This window comes from Streptomyces sp. NPDC101194, from assembly GCF_044767885.1.
Classification (GTDB): domain Bacteria; phylum Actinomycetota; class Actinomycetes; order Streptomycetales; family Streptomycetaceae; genus Streptomyces.
Genome location: NZ_JBIWOS010000002.1, coordinates 862,139 through 879,604 on the forward strand (window position 1 = coordinate 862,139; position 17,466 = coordinate 879,604).

The window sequence follows — 17,466 nt, forward strand, 5'->3', positions numbered from 1 at the left end:
GATGAGTGATGGTTTTGTCCACTGGTACCACAGGGGCTGGGACGCGGGTCGGGCAGCCTCTGTGCTGCGTGCCCTGGACGGGCAGGGTCTGATGCTCGGCAACCCCTCGACCGGCCTGATCAGCATGGTGACCAACGGCCCGATCTCCTGGGGCGAGCAGGTCTTCGTCGCGCGCACGGAGCTCATGGGTGCAGCCGGTCTGACCGGAATCGATGAAGTGAATTTCCAGTTCTGGCTGGATGGTGACACGGACGTCTTCACGAGAATACGCCGCTGTTCCGGTAGTGATGTGATTGCCCTGGAATTCGGGCTCGATGGAATGAGCCAGGTGCAGCAGAGTCACGTTGTCCGTGCGGTTTCCTCGGAGATCGGCGCTCGTCGAGAAGAGTGCAGGGGATTCGTCGTCGATCAGCGAGGCGTGTCGGAGGACGAGGACTGGGAGGGGATCATCCTCGACGGCCGGCCCTGGCGCGGCCGCCGGCCGGACCGCTTCGCTCTGCGGTCGGAGGAGACGGCGCGGCACCCGGAGCTCTCCGGGCTGATCGGACGGCAGGAGCCGCCGCTCGTCGTGTTCCATCGTTCTTGAGGTACGGACTTTGACCGTGCGCCCGGGGGTGGTGCCCCGCGTGCCCCCAAGGGGAGGCGGGGGCACGTCCCGTCGGCGTCCCGTACGTCGTCATGGAGTGCCCGCACCCCGCCGGGCCCGCGGATCGACCGGGGCACGGCATCAACGGGAGCCGGGATCACCACTCGGAGCCTTGGCCGTGACCAGCAGGCCGGCGAGCAGACCCGCGAGCAGCGTGAGGCCGACCGCCCACCAAAGGGTGACGGAGTAGCCGTCCAGGACCGCCCTGTCAGCCTCCTTGACGACGCCGGACAGCGACGCCGGAAGGTTCTGGCCGCCGAGCAGGATGCCTTGCTCGGCTGCTTTGGACAAGCCCTCAGGAGCGCCTGACGTGTGATCCAGCCGGGCGGAGACCACCGAGGCGAGGATGCCGCCGAACAGGGGCGAGGCGGCCCAGACGGCAGACTGCTGGGCCGTGTTGACCATGGCCGCGGTCCCGCCGGAGTCCTGCGGGGTGATTCCGCCGGTCGCGGTGGCGAAGAGCGGCACGAAGGCCAGGCCCAGACCGAAGCCGACGAGGAGCGTGCCGGGGAGCACGTGGGCGGCGTACGTACTGTCGGTGTCGAGGCCGGTCAGGAGTGCCAGGCCGATCGCCGTCAGCGCCAGGCCCGGCACGATGAGGACGCGGGGCGCCAGTCGGCGGTACAGGCGGGCGGAGACCTGGGTGGCGGCGACGACGGCCGCCCCGGCCATCGGCAGCAGGCCCGTGCCGATCTGGGACGGGGCGAAGTGGAGGGCGCCCTGCAGGTAGTTGGTCAGGATCTGGTGCAGGGCGAACATGCCCATGCCGATGAAGACCAGGGCGAGGCAGGAGCCGACGCGATTGCGGTCCTGGAAGACATAGGGCGGCAGGAGTGGGCCGGGCGTCGCGGTCTGCCACCAGGCGAAGGCCAGGAGCAGGCCGATCCCGCCCACGAGGAGGACCACGACCAGGAGATCGCTCCAGCCGCGCGACTCGGCCCGGCCGAAGCCGTAGACGAGGGCGACAAGCCCGACGGAGCCGAGCAGCAGGCCCGGAACGTCGAGGCGGGCGGGGGAGCGGACCGGGCCGTCGTGCACCAGGGCGGCCACACAGATCACGGCTGCCACGGCGAGCGGGACGCCGGCGTACAAGCTCCAGCGCCAGCTCAGGCTTTCGGCCAGCCATCCGTCCGCGAACAGGCCGATCGCCGTTCCGCCGCCGGCGATCGCCGCATAGATCCCGAAGGCCCTGCCCCGTTCCTTCGGATCGGTGAAGCCGATCGACACCAGGGCCAGCACGGCCGATGAGAGCAGCGCGGCGGACGCGCCCCGCAGGACATTGGCTCCGATGAGCACGCCGAAGGAAGGGGCCGAGCCGCCGATCGCGCACGCCACCGCGTAGCCGACCAGACCGGTGATCAACGTCTTTTTGCTGCCGAGGAGATCAGTGATGTGTCCGCCGAGCAGCAGCAGCGCGCCGAACGCCAGCGCGGAGGCGAGGGGCAGCGAGCCCAGGTCGTCGGCGGCGGGGTGCAGATCGGCGTAGACGGACGGCAGTGCCAAGTTCGTGGTCGTCGTGCCGATCAGCATCAGCAGTTGCGCCAGCGCGGCCACTGCCAGTCCCCACCACCGCCTGGGGTGCGGGCCATGGACGCCGGCCGGTGACGCGGGCCGGGCACCGGGAGCCGGGCCCGCGGACGGTGCGAACCCCGGCGGTGCCTGGCGGGGGTCCGCCGGCGTCGTCGGGGTGTACGCGGGCGGCGGGGGAAGCGGTTGGACCTGGGCAGGGATGCGCGGGTCCGGCTGCGTGGCCCGTGTCTCCGGAGCGAAGTCCAACAACTGGGCTGCGTGTCGCCCGAGTTGGGCCAGTACCGAGCCGGGCAGCCATTCGCCGCCCTGGTCGGTGGCCGTGCGGGCGGCCACATCGGCGGGGGTGGGCCGCTGTGCCGGGTCCTTGTGCAGGCATGCGCGTACGAGATCGACGAGTGACTCCGGTACGCCGGTCAGGTCCGCTTCCTCCTCCGCGATGCGGAAGAGGTGTGCGTTCAGGCCGGTTTCCGTGGCGCCGAAGAGGAGGCGGCCGGTGGCGGCGTAGACGAGGACGGCGCCCAGGCAGAACACATCGCTGGCCGGGGTGAGTTCGAGGCCGCGCACCTGCTCGGGCGACATGAAGCCGGGGGATCCGATGAGCATCCCGGTGCGGGTGTGGAGGCTGTCCCCGGCGAGGCTGTCCATGGCCCGCGCGATGCCGAAGTCGATCACGCGCGGGCCGTCCACTGTCACCAGCACGTTGGACGGCTTCAGGTCGCGGTGGATCAATCCCGCCCCGTGGACCGACTGCAGAGCCACTGCCAGGCGGTTGGCGAGCGTGCGGACCGAGTGCTCGGGCAACGGCCCGAAGTCCTTGGCGACCACGGTCGTCAGATCGGGCCCGGGGATGTACTGGGTCGCCACCCAGGGCACCGGGGCCTCGGTGTCGGCGTCGAGCACGGCTGCCGTCCAGGTCCCGCCCACCCGCCGGGCAGCCGCTACCTCGCGTGCGAACCGCTTGCGGAATTCCGGGTGCTGGGCGTGCTCGGCCTGCACCACCTTCACTGCCACGGTTCGTCCGGCTTCCGAGCGGCCCAGGTACACCAGGCCCATACCGCCCGCACCCAGACGGGCGATCAGGCGATACGGACCGATGCGCGGCGGATCCTCGGTGATCAATTGGTCCACGGCAGTAAGGTAGTTGAGGAATCCGGACCCCGGTGTCGAATCACGGTGAATCATCGGTGCAGTGTGCCGACGCCATCGGTCGGTGCCGGTCGAGGAGCGGTTGCCGCCGAGGCGCGTACGCCGGCCCCGTATCCGCGTCTCGGCAGCCCCCACCGCACCGGCTTCACGCTGTCGCTGTGCCTCCGCCGTACGCGAGGGCCGAGTCCTGCGTGGCGCTGTGGCGCCGGCGGCGACGAGGGGACGAGCACGTCATCCGTGAGGGGACACGGAAGGTGGTCACGGGGCTCCGGTCAGCCGGAAGCGGACTTCGACGCGTCGACCGCGCCGGAGGGGACTGTCGTCCCGGCGGGAGTCTTCGAGCTGTCGTGCGGTGGCGACACGGGCAGGATCACGAGATGCCACTGCTTGCCGTCGCGGGTGATGGTGAGGCGCTCCCGATAGTCGGCACCCTTGCTGTCCTTGGCAGTGATCAGCGCCGAGCCGGTGTCGGGGCCGAGATCGTAGTCGATCCGGATGCCCTCTACCTCCAGGCCACGGCCGCCCTTCTCGTCGATGGCCTTCTGGGCGTCCCGTTCGACGCCGGGACCACGGGCTCCGTCGAGCTTCAGCAGTGCGTTCGCGTCCCGTTCGTTGAGAGCGGCGACGTACGCCTCGACGGCCTTGCGGTCGGACCCTGCCTTCGGCTTCACGTCGTCGCTGCCGCACCCGGTCAGGGCGAGCAGCGTTGCGAGCGTGACGCCGACGATGAAGCGGCTCTTCATGTTTCCCCCCATAGACGGATCGACCGATGTGTCAAGCATGGAGTTCTCAGGTGCGGTGCGCGTACCAGGCTGTGTTCGGGTGGTCGACAATCATCTTCCCGAGGCTCTTGTGCGGCAGCGAGTACTCCTCGTACTCGGGTGCACCTTCTGCCACTTGAGCGGCCGTGAACGGGAGGGAGTGTGTGTCTGGAAAGGGGTCGCCTTCTGGCCCGTAAGTGCTGGTCGGGCGGCGAGACTGGCTCTGTGTTGCGCTTGGGGGGCCGGGTGTGACGTGACCCTGGCGGCTTTGCTGCGAAGGCTTCCGGTCGCCGTGCGATCGCGTGCACCGGACGACGCTTCCTCCGGGCGGACACTGCCGGTCACGGCACCGGCAAGGCCGCGCGAGAAAGGTGGAGTGCGGGCGGACCGAGGTCAGGCGCCCGCTTCGGGGCCGGTCGGTGGCTCGGGGTCCGGGTCCGGTGTCTGCGGCAGGAAGGCGTGCAGCCACCTCTCCGTATGCGCCACATGCGCGGACGCCGCGGCCGCCGCCGCCACCGGGTCCCTGTTCGCGATCGCCGTCGCGATCGCACGGTGGTCCTCGTCGCTGGAGCGCTTGATGCGGGGGCCCTCGGGCAGGGTGAAGACCTGGTACGTGCGGGAGCGGGCGCGGAAGACTGCCAGGAGGGACTTGAGGGTCGGGTTGCCGCCGACGCGGGCGATCTCCGCGTGGAAGTCCTGGTCGAGCGCGGAGACCCGGTCCGGATCCTCGGTGGCCTCCATCGCCTCCATGTACGTGAAGATCGTGTTCAGCGACTCGGGTGTGATCCGTGCCGCCGCCTGCGCCGCCGCGTGCGACTCCAGGACGCGTCGTATCTCGTACATCTCCAGGAGTCCGGTCAGCGGCAGCAGGTCGACGGTGAGCGAGAGACTGCCGACGATGTCCTCGGGCCGGAGCTGCGAGACGTACGTACCGGAGCCGTGACGTGCCTCGATCACGCCGAGCGCCGCGAGCATACGGATCCCCTCGCGCAACGAGCCGCGTGAGACGCCGAGTTCCTCGCAGAGGTCGCTCTCGGGCGGCAGGCGCTGGCCGGCGACGAGACGCCCATCGGCGATCATGCGGCGCAGGCCGTGGAGTGCCTGGTCGACTGCGGACATCGCTTCCCCTCCCGAGACATCGACGGCGGCGGTCCGGTGGAACCACCCACGGTCGACTGTGCTGTCGATTCTACAGATTCATCGGATTTCTTCCGTGATCCCTCCCCGAGTCATCCGATGACATCGCTCGGAGTGGGCAGCCAATTCGTGAGAAACCTTGTTCTTCCCCGAGTCAGGTGTCAGGATGCGCCGCAAGTCATCAGACCTCTTTCTGTGACTGTCCGATGTGTCGACCGTAGCGTCCGATGGGGCGACGAGGCCAAGGGGAGATCTTGAATCACGTGAGCGAGACCTGCGTCACCGCGGCGCCCCGCCCCCTGCTGCTGGCCGACGGCCGGCCGGCGATCGAGGCGTGGTCGCTGCTGTCCGCGCACCAGCACCTCAACCACGGGTCGTTCGGGGCGGTGCCGCTCGTCGCGCAGCGGGAGCAGGGCCGGCTGCGCGAGGAGATGGACCGCTCGCCCGGCACCTGGTTCCCCGCGCTCCCGGCGCGCGTGGCGGCGGCGCGGACGGAGATCGCCGCGTTCCTGCGGGTCTCCGCCGACGACCTCGCCCTCGTGCCCAACGCCAGCGGTGGCGCGAGCGTGGTCTACGCGAACGTCCCGGCGAGGCCCGGCGGCGAGGTCGTCGTGACCGACCACGGCTACGGCGCGGTGACCATGGGCGCCCGCCGTCTCGCGCGCCGCTGGGGCGGCACCGTCCGGACCGCGCGGATCCCGCTCGACGCCGGCGAGGACGAGGCGTACGAGGCCGTGGCCGCCCAACTCACCGGCTCCACCGGACTGATCGTCCTGGACCACATCACCTCCGCCACCGCCCGCTGGATGCCGGTGGAGCGGATCGGCGCGCTGGCGCGTGAGCGCGGCATTCCGCTCCTGGTCGACGGCGCGCACGTGCCCGGCCTCGCCGAGGACCCGCTCGCGGGCCTGGAGTGCGACGTGTGGATCGGCAACCTGCACAAGTTCGGCTGCGCGCCCCGCGGTACGTCGGCCCTGGTCGCCCGCGGACCGCTGCGGGACGCGCTCTACCCGCTGATCGACTCCTGGGGCGCCGAGGAACCGTTCCCGCACCGCTTCGACACCCAGGGCACCATCGACGCGACCAGCTATCTCGCGGCCCCGACCGCCCTCGACTTCATCGACGGCGTCTGGGGCTGGGACACGGCCCGTACGTACATGACGGAACTCGCGGACTACGCGGAACGCCTCATCGGTGACGCCTTCACCGAGGCCACCGGCGCCGGCGCCGCCGTGGACGTCGGCATGCCGGTCAACGCGCTGCGCCTCGTACGACTCCCCGACGGTCTCGGCACGACCCATGCCGCGGCCGACGCGCTGCGCGACCGGGTCGCCGCCGAACTGGACGTCGAGGCGGCGTTCACGAGCTTCGGCGGCGCCGGGTACTTCCGCCTGTCGACGCACGTCTACAACACCGCCGCCGACTTCGAGGACTTCGTCGAGCGCTGCGTTCCCGTGCTCGTCGAGTGGGCCCGCGCCGCGCGGGCCGTGTCCCGGTGACCCCCCGCGACCCCCGCCCGCGCAGATCCCTGTCCCGCACCACCGTCACCGATCCCCTGGAACTGGGAGGACAACAGTGTTGAGCAGAAGAATGGCCACCACGGCGCTCTGTCTCGCCGCCGCTCTGGTGCTGCCGGGCTGTGCCGTGGGAGGAGGCGGCGCCGCTGACGGCACCGTCACCCTGCACATGGTCGAGAGCCTCACCAACCCCACCCGTACCGCGGTCCTGAAGGACCTCATAGCGGAGTTCGAGAAGAAGAACCCCAAGATCAAGGTCGATCTGATCTCGCCGCCCACCGATCAGGCGGACCAGAAGATCCAGCAGATGCTCCAGTCCGGCAGCGGCATCGACACCTTGGAGGTCCGGGACATCACGTCGGGACCGTGGTCGACCAACCGCTGGCTGTACGACATGAGCAAGGACCTGAAGGGCTGGGCCGGCTGGGACGAGCTGACGGACAACACCGTCAAGTACGCCAAGGACGCCGAGGGCCGCACGTACTACATCCCGTACGGCTTCTACGGGCTCAGCCTCTTCTACCGCAGCGATCTGGTCACCGGGGCCGGCTTCAAGAACCCGCCCGCGAGCTGGGACGACCTCCTCGAGCAGGCCACCGCGATCCAGAACCCGGGCAAGCGCCAGTACGGGTACGCGTTCCGGGGCGGGCCGAACGCCAACAGCAACGTCGTCGCCGTCATCGAGGCGTACGTCGCCGACAGGATCGACCGCGACAACGGCTTCAAGCTCACCGACGGCAGGACGATCTTCTCGGCGCCGGAAGCGCTGACCGCACTCAAGACCTACCTCGCCCTGTTCAAGAAGGCGTCGCCGCCGTCATCCGTCGCCTGGGGCTACCCGGAGATGGTCGAGGGCTTCTCCAACGGCTCGACGGCGTTCCTCCTCCAGGACCCGGAAGTCATCGCGACGCTCGGCGAGTCGAAGGCGATCAGCCCGCAGCAGTGGACCACGGCGCCGCTGCTCACCGGGCCCGGCGGCAAGGCCGTCCAGCCGGTGGCGACCGCGGGCTGGGGGATCGCCGCGGGCAGCAAGCACAAGGCGGAGGCCACCAAGCTGGTCAAGTTCCTCGCCGAGGGCGACGCGGCCACCACGTTCGACAAGAAGAACAGCCTGGTGCCCATTCTGAAGAGCGCCGCCGACGACGCGTACTACAAGACCGGGGCCTGGGCGAGCTACGTGAAGATGACGGAGAACCCGGACGCGTACATCACCGTCACACAGCCGCGTGACTCCGCCTGGTGGACCGAGTGGATCCAGAAGTCGGACGCCGAGATCCAGAAGGTGCTGCTCGGCAAGATGACGCCCGAGCAGCTCCTGTCCGGCTGGGACTCCTACTGGACCGGCAAGTGGAAGAGCCAGTGAGGGAGCCGGTGGCGTCCCCCTCCGCGCGGCCGGAGGGCGAGCCGGGCGGGACGCCCACACCCACCCCCCGTAGGACGGACGCCGCAGTGGGTACCCGCCCGGACGCCGGGACGGGCCCCCGCCCCGGTGCCGGCGGGCGCGGCTCCGCCGCCACCTCCGCCCCGGCGGCCGCCCGCCCACGACGGCCCGTCTTCACCGGCCGTCAAGGTCTGACCGTCGCCGCCTTCATGGCCCCGGCCGCCCTGTTCGTCGCGGTGTTCATCTACTACCCGATGATCGCGGGCAGCCAGATGGCCTTCCGGAACTGGAACCTGAACGACCTCACCGACACCTCCTGGGTGGGGCTGAAGAACTTCCGGGAGATCTTCACCGACCCGGTGTTCGGCACGATCCTGAGCAATACCGGGATCTGGATCGTGGGATCGATCGTGCCGCAGTTCGTCATCGGGTTCGCCATCGCGCTGTGGCTGCGCCGCCGGTTCCGGCTCCGCGGGCTCTACCAGGCGCTGATCTTCTTCCCGTGGGCCATTTCCGGGTTCCTGATCGGCATCCTGTTCCGCTGGATGTTCAACAGTGAATTCGGTGTCGTCAACGACCTGTTGGAGAAGGCCGGCCTGATCGACGAGCCGATTCCCTGGCTCGCCGACCCGAAGACCGCGATGGTCGCCGTACTCGTCGCCAACATCTGGTACGGCGTCACGTTCTTCGCCATCATGATCCTCGCCGCCCTCCAGTCCATCCCGGACGAAATCTACGAAGCGGCCGAGATCGACGGCGCGGGAAAGGTCCGCACGCTGTTCCGGATCACGATTCCCTCCATCCGGGGAACGCTGTCGCTGACCGTACTGCTCCGGGTCATCTGGATCTTCAACTTCCCCGACCTCATCTTCGCGATGACGGGCGGCGGGCCGTCCAACGAGACGCACATCGTGACCACGTGGATGATCACCGTTACCCAACAGGGCGACTACGGAAGGGCGTCGGCGATCGGCCTCGTCGTCGTCGCGATGCTCCTGGTCTTCTCGGTCTTCCATCTGACCGCCACACGCGAGAGGTCGGCCACCGGCGGGAGACGGGCCACCGGCCGTGATCCGAGGACGCGCACGACGAAAGGAACAGTCTCGTGATCGGGAAGGAGTCCGCCGCAGGGCGCACGGTCCGTATCCTCTTTCTCTCCCTCTGGCTGGCCGTCACGGTGTTCCCGCTGTACTGGATCACCGTCACGTCCTTCAAGAGCCCCGGGACGATCTTCTCGTTCCCGATCTCCTACTGGCCCACGCACTTCTCCCTGGAGAACTACACCGGGTTGTTCCGCGAGGCCGAGTTCGGGGTCTATCTCACCAACAGTCTGATCATCGCGACGGCCGCCGGAACGGTGGCGACCGCGATATCGATGCTGTCGGCGTACGTGCTGGCCCGTTTCGAGTTCCGCACCAAAGGCGCGGTGCTGATGGCGGCCCTCGTCACGCAGATGATCCCCTCGTTCATCGCGCTCGGCCCGCTCTACATGATGATGACGGAACTGAACCTGGTGGACAGCCGGTTCGGGCTCACCCTCGTCTACATCGCCGTGTGCATTCCCTTCTGCACGGTCATGCTCCGCGGTTTCTTCGAGAACATCCCGGACGCGCTGGAGGAGGCCGCCATGATCGACGGCTGCTCACGCCTCGGGGCCCTGTTCCGGGTGCTCCTTCCGGTGATGCGGCCCGGAATCGTCGCCGCCTTCATCTTCAACTTCGTCAACTGCTGGAACGAGCTGTTCCTGTCGGTGACCCTGATGAACGGCGACGCCCACAAGACGGTCCCGACGGCCCTGAACGGTTTCATCTCCAGCTTCAACATCGACTGGGGCTCCATGTCCGCCGCGGCGGTCCTCACCATCGCCCCGACGATGATCCTCTTCGCTTTCGCGAGCCGCCACATCGTGCAGGGGCTCACTTCGGGGGCGGTCAAGGGGTAGCGCGACGGAGGAGGTCCCCGAGTGGGGTGTGAACCGGTGGTGGAGGCCGGGGTCGCGCCTCAGCCGATGCAGAGGACGAGCACGCAGAGCTGCGAGGGCGACGTCGATGCCGAGGGAGGGTTCGCCGGCGCAGCCGAGTCGGAGCCGGTGTTGCCGGTGTTGCCGGTGTTGTCGGCGGGCGCGGCCGCCTGCTGCGGCGGCGTGGCGGTGGGGTCGGGGGCCGTATCGGTGACGGCCGACGGGACGGAGCTCCTCGGCTGAGGCACCGACGCCGCCACCGTACGAGGAGCGACGGGGGCGTCCGGCCGGGCGTTCAACGGCGTGACGTGGGCCGGGGCGGCGACGGACCGGTGACGCGGGGCGGTGTTCGCGGACGACCGGGCGGCGGGGGTGAGCGAGGAGCGCCGGGTCTCGGGCGGCCGTGCCGCCGACGCGCCGGGGTGCTGCTGCGTCGGTTCCTCCTCGGAGCCCATGCTCGCGACGTCCGGCGCCGGGACCGTCGGAGCGCCGGCCGCCTGTGCCCGGTCGGCGGACTGCCGGTCCATCGCGGTGACGGTCAGGCCGCCCCCGACCAGCGCGACAGCGGTCGCCACCACGGCCCGGCGCTTGTTCTTCTTCCAGCGCGCCCTCTCACGCCGCCGCGCAGCCCGCCCGCGCGGTGCGGCGGGGACCGGGCCGGTCGAGGCCGCCGCCTCGTCACCGGGACCCCCGTCGTCGTGCCAGGTGTCCGAGGGCGAGAACTCGTAGGCCGCCGCGGTGGCCCGGGCAGGGACGGCGTGACCGGCGACCGCGCCCGGAGCGATGTCCGCGGTGATGTCCGGTGCGATGTCCGGGGCGTAGGCACCGCACCCGGGACACACCAGGGCGCCATTGAGATGCCGACGACACGAGGAGCAGTAGTCCATCTGCGGTCTTCCTGAGTTGACATGCCGTCGAGCCGCCGGATCGCGGCCTGGTGCACGTTCGCACGTGGAATCGAGCGGCCAGCAACGGTAACGAGGATGTCGAGCGACTGTGTGCAGCCTGTGTGACGCTCATGCACGGATTCCTAGCGGACTTCGCATGCGGACCGTTGCGGGGGCGTCGTCCCGGCCGAGGGGGTACCGGGTACGTCACCCGGGGGCGGGGTACGGAGCGGGCCGCCACTCACGGCCGGGCCCCGAACCCGACGCTTCCGCGTGGCCGACCATTCGGGCGAGAGGACGGCGGCGGAAGTGCCGATGACCGCAGGAACGCGTAGCGTGACTACCGACTACGGACGGTGGCTGTGGGGCGGGTGGTCAGGAGGTGGAACGCCCACGGGCCCGGAGCGCGAATCCGGCCGACCCTCCAGCCGCGGCGGCGACGCCGCCTTGGGCCTGCTCCCCCTTGACCCGCGGAGGTCGGACGTGAAGCTCGGCTTGCACTACTGGAACTACTCGACGCCGGCCGACCCCGCGCTGATCGCGCCGACGCTCGCGGAGTCGGTACGGGTCGCCGAACAGGCGGGAATCTCGTCGTTCACCGTGATGGACCACTACTTCCAGATGGAGACCGGTCAGACCGTCGCCGACGACCCGATGCTGGAGGGGTACACCACGCTCGGCTTCGTGGCGGCGGTGAGCGAGCGCATGACGCTCGGGCTGATGGTCACGGGCGTGATGTACCGGCACCCCGGGCTGCTGGCGAAGATCGTCACCAGCCTCGACGTGCTGTCGGGCGGCAGGGCCAGGCTGGGCATCGGCGCGTCCTGGTACGAGCGCGAGCAGTACGGGCTCGGTGTGCCGGTGGTCCCGGTGGCCGAGCGTTTCGAACGGCTGGAGGAGACGATCCTGATCTGCCTCCAGATGTGGAGCGACGACAACGGACCGTTCCGGGGCCGTCATTACCAGCTCGCCGAGACGCTGTGCGTACCCGAGCCGATCGGCGAGCGCCCGTCGATCATGATCGGTGGCGGGGGCGAGCGGAAGACCCTGCTCCTGGCCGCCCGGTACGCGGACGCCTGCAACCTGTTCGCCACCGACCAGGAAGAAGTGGCCCACAAGCTCGATGTGCTGCGCGCGCACTGCGACGCGGAGGGCCGCGACTACGACGCCATCGAGAAGACCGTCATGTACAACGGCCCCGTGCTGGACAAACCCGGCGCATTTCTCGTGGAGGCGGAAGCGTACGCGGATCTGGGTATCGGCGAGATCCAGGTGCTGCCGGACCGGCACCCGGTCAGCTTCACCCACCAGATCGCCGAGCACATCGCACCCGGCATCGCCGCGATCGGGTAGCCGCGCGGGACGCGCGTCGGCAGACCGGTCCGCGCCCGTTCCGGTCACACGTACGCGAAGGCCGCTCCACGTACCCTCCGGTCGCACGCACGTGGGGGCCGGCGCATCCTCCCGCCGGCCCCCACCCCCACGACCGGGACGGTGCTCAGGCCTTCGGCTGGGTGAAGCGGATGCGGTTGCCGAAGGGGTCGCGCAGGCCGCAGTCGATGCCGTACGGGCGCTCGGTCGGCTCCTCGGTGAACTCGACGCCCTGGTTCAGCAACGTCTCGTACGTCTTGCGGCAGTCGTCCGTGGTGAAGATGAGCCAGCCGCCCATCGCTCCCTTGGTGACCAACTCGCGTACCTGTTCGGCCGTCTCCTCGGACATCGCCGGGGCCCCCGGCTTCTCCAGCATGATCTCGCGCTCGGGGTGACCGGGGACGCTGACGGTCAGCCAGCGCATGAAGCCCATGTCGACATCGGTGTTGACCTTCAGGCCGAGCTTGCCGACGTAGAAGTCGAGGGCCTCGTCCTGGTCGAGGACGTATATCTGCGAATGTGTGATGGCGTTGAACATGTGCATCACGCTACTGGGCGGGCCCGACGAGAACTTATCCAAAACTGCTCTGTCGAACGGCGCGGCCGACGGACGGTACGAGCAGCGGCGGACCGGTGGATCGCACGGGCGGGGAGCGGTGGTGCGGGTGGTGCCGGCGGTCAGTCGCTCGGTCGCATCCAGGCCATGGTGAAACACGTCGGGACGCCCGTGGGCGTCGCTTCCTTGCGGTACGTCCTCGGCGACCGGCCGACGATGTCACGGAACGTACGGCTGAACGTTCCCGGGCTGCCGAAGCCGACCTCGAAGCAGATGTCCGTCACGCTCCGGTCGGTCTCCCGCAGCAGGAACATCGCGCGCTCGACGCGGCGGCGCTGGAGGTAGCGGTGCGGCGTCTCGCCGAACGTGGCCCGGAACGTGCGCGTGAAGTGCGCCGGGGACACATGGGCGATCCGCGCGAGGGCGGGGACGTCCAGCGGTTGTGCGTAGGCGCGGTCCATCGCGTCCCGAGCCCGGAGCATGCGGCGGTTGGTCTCTTCTGCGGCGCGGCTCACCGTGCCATCACACCACGGTTCTGCACCGTTGCCGACGGATCCGGATCGGGATGCGGGTCCGGGCCCGGCCCCTGCCCGGAGCCCGGGTCCGGACCCGGACCGGAATTCGTGGGTCCCCCGTGACCCCCGGGCCCTACGCGCCGGTGGTGCCGTCCACGATCTCGCGGATGATGTCGAGATGGCCGTTGTGCCGGGCGGTCTCCTCGATCAGGTGCAGGACGATCCAGCGCAGATCGGGAGAACGGCCGTCCCGGCGCGGGCGTCGGGCCGGTGTGTCCAGGTCGGTTGAGGCGACCAGCTCGCGGTAACGCGTGGTCCGCTCCTCGTACAGCGACAGCACATCGGCGAGCGGCATGTCCACCGCGATCCGCATCTCACGGTCGGGGTCCTCGTCCGTCCACGGCCCTTCGTCCTCGCCGCCGAGGAAGGCCACCTCGAACCAGTAGTACTCGACCCAGCTGAGGTGGTTGATCAACCCGGCGATCGTCATCAGGGGGGAGCCGGGCAGCGGGGCCCGGCGGGCAGCGTCCGACGAGATGCCCTCGCACTTCGCGCGTGCGGTGTCGCGGGCGTAGTCGAGGAAGGTGGCCAGCTGGGTGCGCTCGTCCCAGGCGGGAGGCGAATCGGTGCGTGTCATCGGCGTACACGATGTGCGAAGACCCTGCCCCTGTCCACCGCATTGTTCCATTGGGGCCCGCCCCTGGGTCCGTGGGCCCACGCCGGGACATGCCGTGCTCATTACGCTCGTAGGCGACCCAACCGTGAGCCCACCCGGCCCGCGCCCGTCACGGGCGCCCGTCCGGCGCGCCCATGCGCACGTTGATCTGCACCTCCATCTGAACCGTTTCCCTGGGGTGATGTATCGATGGTGATGTATCGATGAGTGACGGTTTCTTCTACTCGTACCACCTCGGCTGGAGCCGCCCGGACGCCGAGTCGCTCTTCGGCGACCTCGACGCGGCGGGACTGCGGCTGCGCCACCCCGTCACGAGGCGGGTCACACTCCTCGGGCCGGGGCCGGATCCATGGGGCACTCCTTCGTGGGTGACCAGCGAACAGCTCGTACTCCTGGCCGGCCTGCAACGGCTCGACAGGGTCGACTTCGTCCTGTGGACGCACAGCGGAACCGACGTGCCCGCGCGCATCCGACGGATCGCGGACGGAGTCGTCGCTCTCGAATTCGGCTTCGGGCGGCTCACGCGGGACGAGCAGGAGGTGGCCGCGCGGGCGATCAGGGAGGCGATAGGGAGGGCCTCCGTGCTCTGCATCGGCTTCGTGGTCGACCGGGAGGGCGCTTCCGCGGCGACCGACTGGAGCGGCGTCGTCATCAACGGGACCACCTACTTCGACAGTTGGCCGGACACCCTCGCCGTACGGCATGAAATAGCCGCGATGCAACCCCAGTTGGCTGGCGTGAACTCCTACGACCAGTCGCCCTGGATGCTGTTCGGGAGCGAGGTGCCCAGCCGGTAGCCGGAGTCGTTCCGCTTCCCCGAATCCGCAACCACCGTCGGGATGACCGACTTTGAGCCTTGCATTGGGCCCTGAGACCCATGCCCGAAGCGTGCCGATGTGGTCGGATGCGTGGAGTGGCTGAACTGTGGCTGCACACCGACAAGCTGGGGGACTCGTCGTGTCTGGCATGGGCGGATTTGCGATTTCGGGTGGCGCCGGTGGGGGTGCTGCCGTGGTCCGGCAGGGCAGGCAGCCGCTGCCGCGCCCGCTGCAGGCAGTGCTGATCCTCGTCCGGATTCTCTTCGCCGCCGCGGTCCTGGGCGGCGCGGGCGTGCTGACGGTGGCCTCGGCGGTGAACGAGGTCGACGGCCAACTGTTCGGCCTGCTGCTGTACGCGGCGCTCCCGAGCGTGAGCGCGTTCGTGCTCTCGTCGTACCTGCGGACCGGCGGCATCTGGATCTGGCGCGGGCTCCTGGCCGTACATGTCTGGCTCACCCTCGGCGCGCTGGCGACCCTCGGCGGTGACGGCGGCGGGCGAGGTGTCACGCAGCTGGTGATGCCCGTCACCGTGATCGTCCTGCTGTTCCGGCCGAGTTCGCGCGAATGGTTCGACCTTCCCCTCGAACAGCGTCTGCCGCACCGGCGGTTCAGCATCGCGCGGATGATCAGGTGGCGCCGCGACGACGACGGCCAGACCGCGATGGAATACCTGGGCATGGTCCTGGTGGTCGTGGCCCTCATCGGCGGGCTCATCGCCACGGGCATCGGCGCCCAACTGACGGGCGAGATGCAGAACGCGATCTGCAAGCTCACCGGGAGCGCGTGCCCCGCGCCCGGGGGCGATGTCGTGGCCGGGAACGAAGGGCACGACGGAGGCGCGACGTCCGGGAGCACGACGGCCGGCGGCGCGGACTCCGGCGGTGCGGACGCGGGAGGCACGGCTGCTTCCGGCGGGACGGACACCGGCGGGACGGTTGCTTCCGGGGGCACGGACTCCGGGGGCTCGGACGCGGGCGGGTCGGTCGCCGGTGGCGGCACGAACTCCGGCGGCTCCGGCACAGCAGGCTCCGGATCCGGGGGCTCGGGCGCGGCCGGCGCCTCCGGCGGTGGCGACACCGCCATCAAGGTCGACGACGGCGGCGACGACGTGGACACCTCCGGGGAGCCGGACGGCGGCGACGTCCCGGACGACGGCGACAACGGTGGCGACGAGAAGCCCGGTGAGAGCTGCACCTCCGGCGTCGGCGCGTTCTTCTCGTGCGCCGCGCATCAGACCGGCGGTTTCTTCAAGGGCCTGGTGGGCGACGGCCTGTGGGGCGACATCACCGGCACCTTCGACACGATCTTCCACCCCATCAAGGCGTGGAACGGTCTGATGGACTATGGCAAGAGCCTCGGTGACAAGTGGAGCGAGGACTCCAAGGGCGCCGGGGACAAGTGGTCCGATGGCGACTACCTCGGTGCGGTCTGGGACTGGACCAAGGCGTCCGGTGGCACTGGGCTGAAGGTCCTGGACGACATGTTCATCGGCGACGACGTCCGCGACATGTGGAAGAAGGGCAACGAGGGCCAGGCGATCGGCACCGGCCTGTGGAACATCGGCTCGCTCCTCATTCCGGGCTACGGCGAGGCCAAGCTCGTCGGCAAGTTCGGGAAGCTGGGCAAGCTCGGGAAACTCGGCAAGCTCGGCGAAGTCGCCGAGAAGGCCTCGGAGGCCGCGGCCAAGGCGAAGAAGGCCGCCAAGGCGGGCGACGTCGGGGCCGCCGAGAAGGCCGCGAAGGAAGCGCAGCAGCACGCCGACGACGCCGCCGAGAAGGCCGGCCTCAAGGGCTGCACCGTCGGCATGGGCGGCCGTGTCCGAGTCCCCTACGGCAGCGGTGCCGGCCTGGGGCTGCCCGGCTCGGGCACCGGTGTCCTGGCCGCGGCCCGCACCTCCGTGCCCGTCGGATTCCTCGCCGGAAAGTGCGACGAGGTCGACCCGGAGAAGAAGGCGGCCGCCGACGAGGCCCAGAAGCAGGCCGACGCGGCGAAGAAGGCGGCCGACGCGGCCAAGCGCCGGAAGGCCCTGGAAGCCGCCCAGAACCAGCCGAAGCCGGCCTGGTACAAGGACCTCAAGGACCCGCCGGCCGGGGCCAAGGACGGCGGCGCGGGCAACTGGCAGGAGATCAAGCCCGGCGTCTGGAACTACCCGACCGAGATGGGTGCCCGCTACCAGGAGCAGATCTCCAAGGTGGGCCGCGGCAAGGAGTACCGGGTTCCGCTGGACAAGCTCACCGGCAAGCCGGTCGACTTCGACGGCTGGGACGCCTCGCGGGGCACCTACCTGGAGGCGAAGTACGGGTACAAGGGCAAGGACTACTACAACGCCGACACCGGGACGCTCACGCCGAAGGTCGCCGACCGGTGGGCGGACCAGGCGCGCCGTCAGGTCGACGCGGCACGCGGTAAGCCGGTCGAGTGGCACCTGTCCGACCCGGACGTCGCGGAGGCGGCGCGAGAGATGTTCGAGGACCGGGGCATCCCGGTTAAGGTGATCCCCACCCCGGCGGACGTGACCGGCTGACCGCCGGACGGGGTGTGGAACCGCAGACCGGAGCCCGAGGA

Annotated in this window: 15 protein-coding genes; 8 read left to right on the forward strand and 7 right to left on the reverse strand. The window is 69.8% G+C overall.

From position 1 onward, the window contains the following. Position 1: 1 nt before the first annotated feature. Entirely contained in the window at positions 2-586 is a 585-nt protein-coding gene (locus ACIRP2_RS10685; protein WP_404248543.1) for a hypothetical protein, read from the forward strand. A gap of 141 nt (positions 587-727) precedes the next feature. Here ACIRP2_RS10685 and ACIRP2_RS10690 read toward each other — a convergent pair whose 3' ends face one another. The 3 genes from ACIRP2_RS10690 to ACIRP2_RS10700 form a co-directional block, all read right to left on the reverse strand. After that, positions 728-3,304: an MFS transporter gene (locus ACIRP2_RS10690; RefSeq protein ID WP_404248545.1), complete on the reverse strand. Its 2,577-nt coding sequence runs from the start codon at positions 3,302-3,304 to the stop codon at positions 728-730. Positions 3,305-3,594: 290 nt separating this feature from the next. Next, positions 3,595-4,065, reverse strand: a complete 471-nt coding sequence (locus ACIRP2_RS10695; protein ID WP_404248547.1) for a hypothetical protein — start codon at positions 4,063-4,065, stop codon at positions 3,595-3,597. A gap of 411 nt (positions 4,066-4,476) precedes the next feature. Continuing rightward, positions 4,477-5,202, reverse strand: coding sequence for a FadR/GntR family transcriptional regulator (locus ACIRP2_RS10700; RefSeq protein ID WP_404248549.1), 726 nt, complete (start codon positions 5,200-5,202; stop codon positions 4,477-4,479). Positions 5,203-5,483: 281 nt separating this feature from the next. On the opposite strand from ACIRP2_RS10700, the gene ACIRP2_RS10705 reads away from it, so the two are divergent. From ACIRP2_RS10705 to ACIRP2_RS10720, 4 genes are all read left to right on the forward strand, one after another. After that, positions 5,484-6,719 (forward strand): aminotransferase class V-fold PLP-dependent enzyme, encoded by a 1,236-nt coding sequence (locus ACIRP2_RS10705; RefSeq protein ID WP_404248551.1) that lies wholly within the window; start codon positions 5,484-5,486, stop codon positions 6,717-6,719. A gap of 79 nt (positions 6,720-6,798) precedes the next feature. Continuing rightward, a complete protein-coding gene (locus ACIRP2_RS10710; RefSeq protein ID WP_404248553.1) occupies positions 6,799-8,100 on the forward strand; it encodes an ABC transporter substrate-binding protein in 1,302 nt (433 codons plus the stop codon). An 86-nt stretch (positions 8,101-8,186) separates the two neighbouring features. Next, complete coding sequence (locus tag ACIRP2_RS10715) at positions 8,187-9,227, forward strand: carbohydrate ABC transporter permease (RefSeq protein ID WP_404248555.1); 1,041 nt, start codon at positions 8,187-8,189, stop codon at positions 9,225-9,227. Next, positions 9,224-10,060 carry a carbohydrate ABC transporter permease gene (locus tag ACIRP2_RS10720; RefSeq protein WP_404248558.1) on the forward strand — a complete coding sequence of 279 codons (837 nt, stop codon included), beginning with the start codon at positions 9,224-9,226 and terminating at the stop codon, positions 10,058-10,060. The genes ACIRP2_RS10715 and ACIRP2_RS10720 overlap by 4 nt, the downstream gene beginning before the upstream one ends. Before the next feature lie 59 nt (positions 10,061-10,119). Here the strand turns inward: ACIRP2_RS10720 and ACIRP2_RS10725 are convergent, their stop codons facing one another. Then, positions 10,120-10,965 (reverse strand): hypothetical protein, encoded by an 846-nt coding sequence (locus ACIRP2_RS10725; protein ID WP_404248560.1) that lies wholly within the window; start codon positions 10,963-10,965, stop codon positions 10,120-10,122. A 483-nt stretch (positions 10,966-11,448) separates the two neighbouring features. Between ACIRP2_RS10725 and ACIRP2_RS10730 the strand changes: the two genes are divergently transcribed. Continuing rightward, entirely contained in the window at positions 11,449-12,318 is an 870-nt protein-coding gene (locus ACIRP2_RS10730) for an LLM class F420-dependent oxidoreductase (RefSeq protein WP_404248562.1), read from the forward strand. 145 nt (positions 12,319-12,463) lie between these two features. On the opposite strand, the gene ACIRP2_RS10735 is transcribed toward ACIRP2_RS10730, so the two are convergent. The 3 genes from ACIRP2_RS10735 to ACIRP2_RS10745 all read right to left on the reverse strand — a co-directional run bounded on the left by ACIRP2_RS10735 (position 12,464) and on the right by ACIRP2_RS10745 (position 14,044). Further along, complete coding sequence (locus ACIRP2_RS10735) at positions 12,464-12,874, reverse strand: VOC family protein (RefSeq protein ID WP_404248564.1); 411 nt, start codon at positions 12,872-12,874, stop codon at positions 12,464-12,466. A 140-nt stretch (positions 12,875-13,014) separates the two neighbouring features. Next, positions 13,015-13,407 (reverse strand): helix-turn-helix domain-containing protein, encoded by a 393-nt coding sequence (locus ACIRP2_RS10740; protein ID WP_404248566.1) that lies wholly within the window; start codon positions 13,405-13,407, stop codon positions 13,015-13,017. A 133-nt stretch (positions 13,408-13,540) separates the two neighbouring features. Continuing rightward, on the reverse strand, positions 13,541-14,044 hold the full coding sequence (locus tag ACIRP2_RS10745) for a DinB family protein (protein WP_404248568.1): 504 nt from the start codon (positions 14,042-14,044) through the stop codon (positions 13,541-13,543). 242 nt (positions 14,045-14,286) lie between these two features. Here ACIRP2_RS10745 and ACIRP2_RS10750 point away from each other — a divergent pair, with 242 nt between their 5' ends. Then, entirely contained in the window at positions 14,287-14,880 is a 594-nt protein-coding gene (locus ACIRP2_RS10750) for a hypothetical protein (RefSeq protein ID WP_404248570.1), read from the forward strand. Positions 14,881-15,094: 214 nt separating this feature from the next. Further along, positions 15,095-17,425 carry a Tox-REase-5 domain-containing protein gene (locus ACIRP2_RS10755; protein ID WP_404248572.1) on the forward strand — a complete coding sequence of 777 codons (2,331 nt, stop codon included), beginning with the start codon at positions 15,095-15,097 and terminating at the stop codon, positions 17,423-17,425. Positions 17,426-17,466 lie beyond the last annotated feature (41 nt).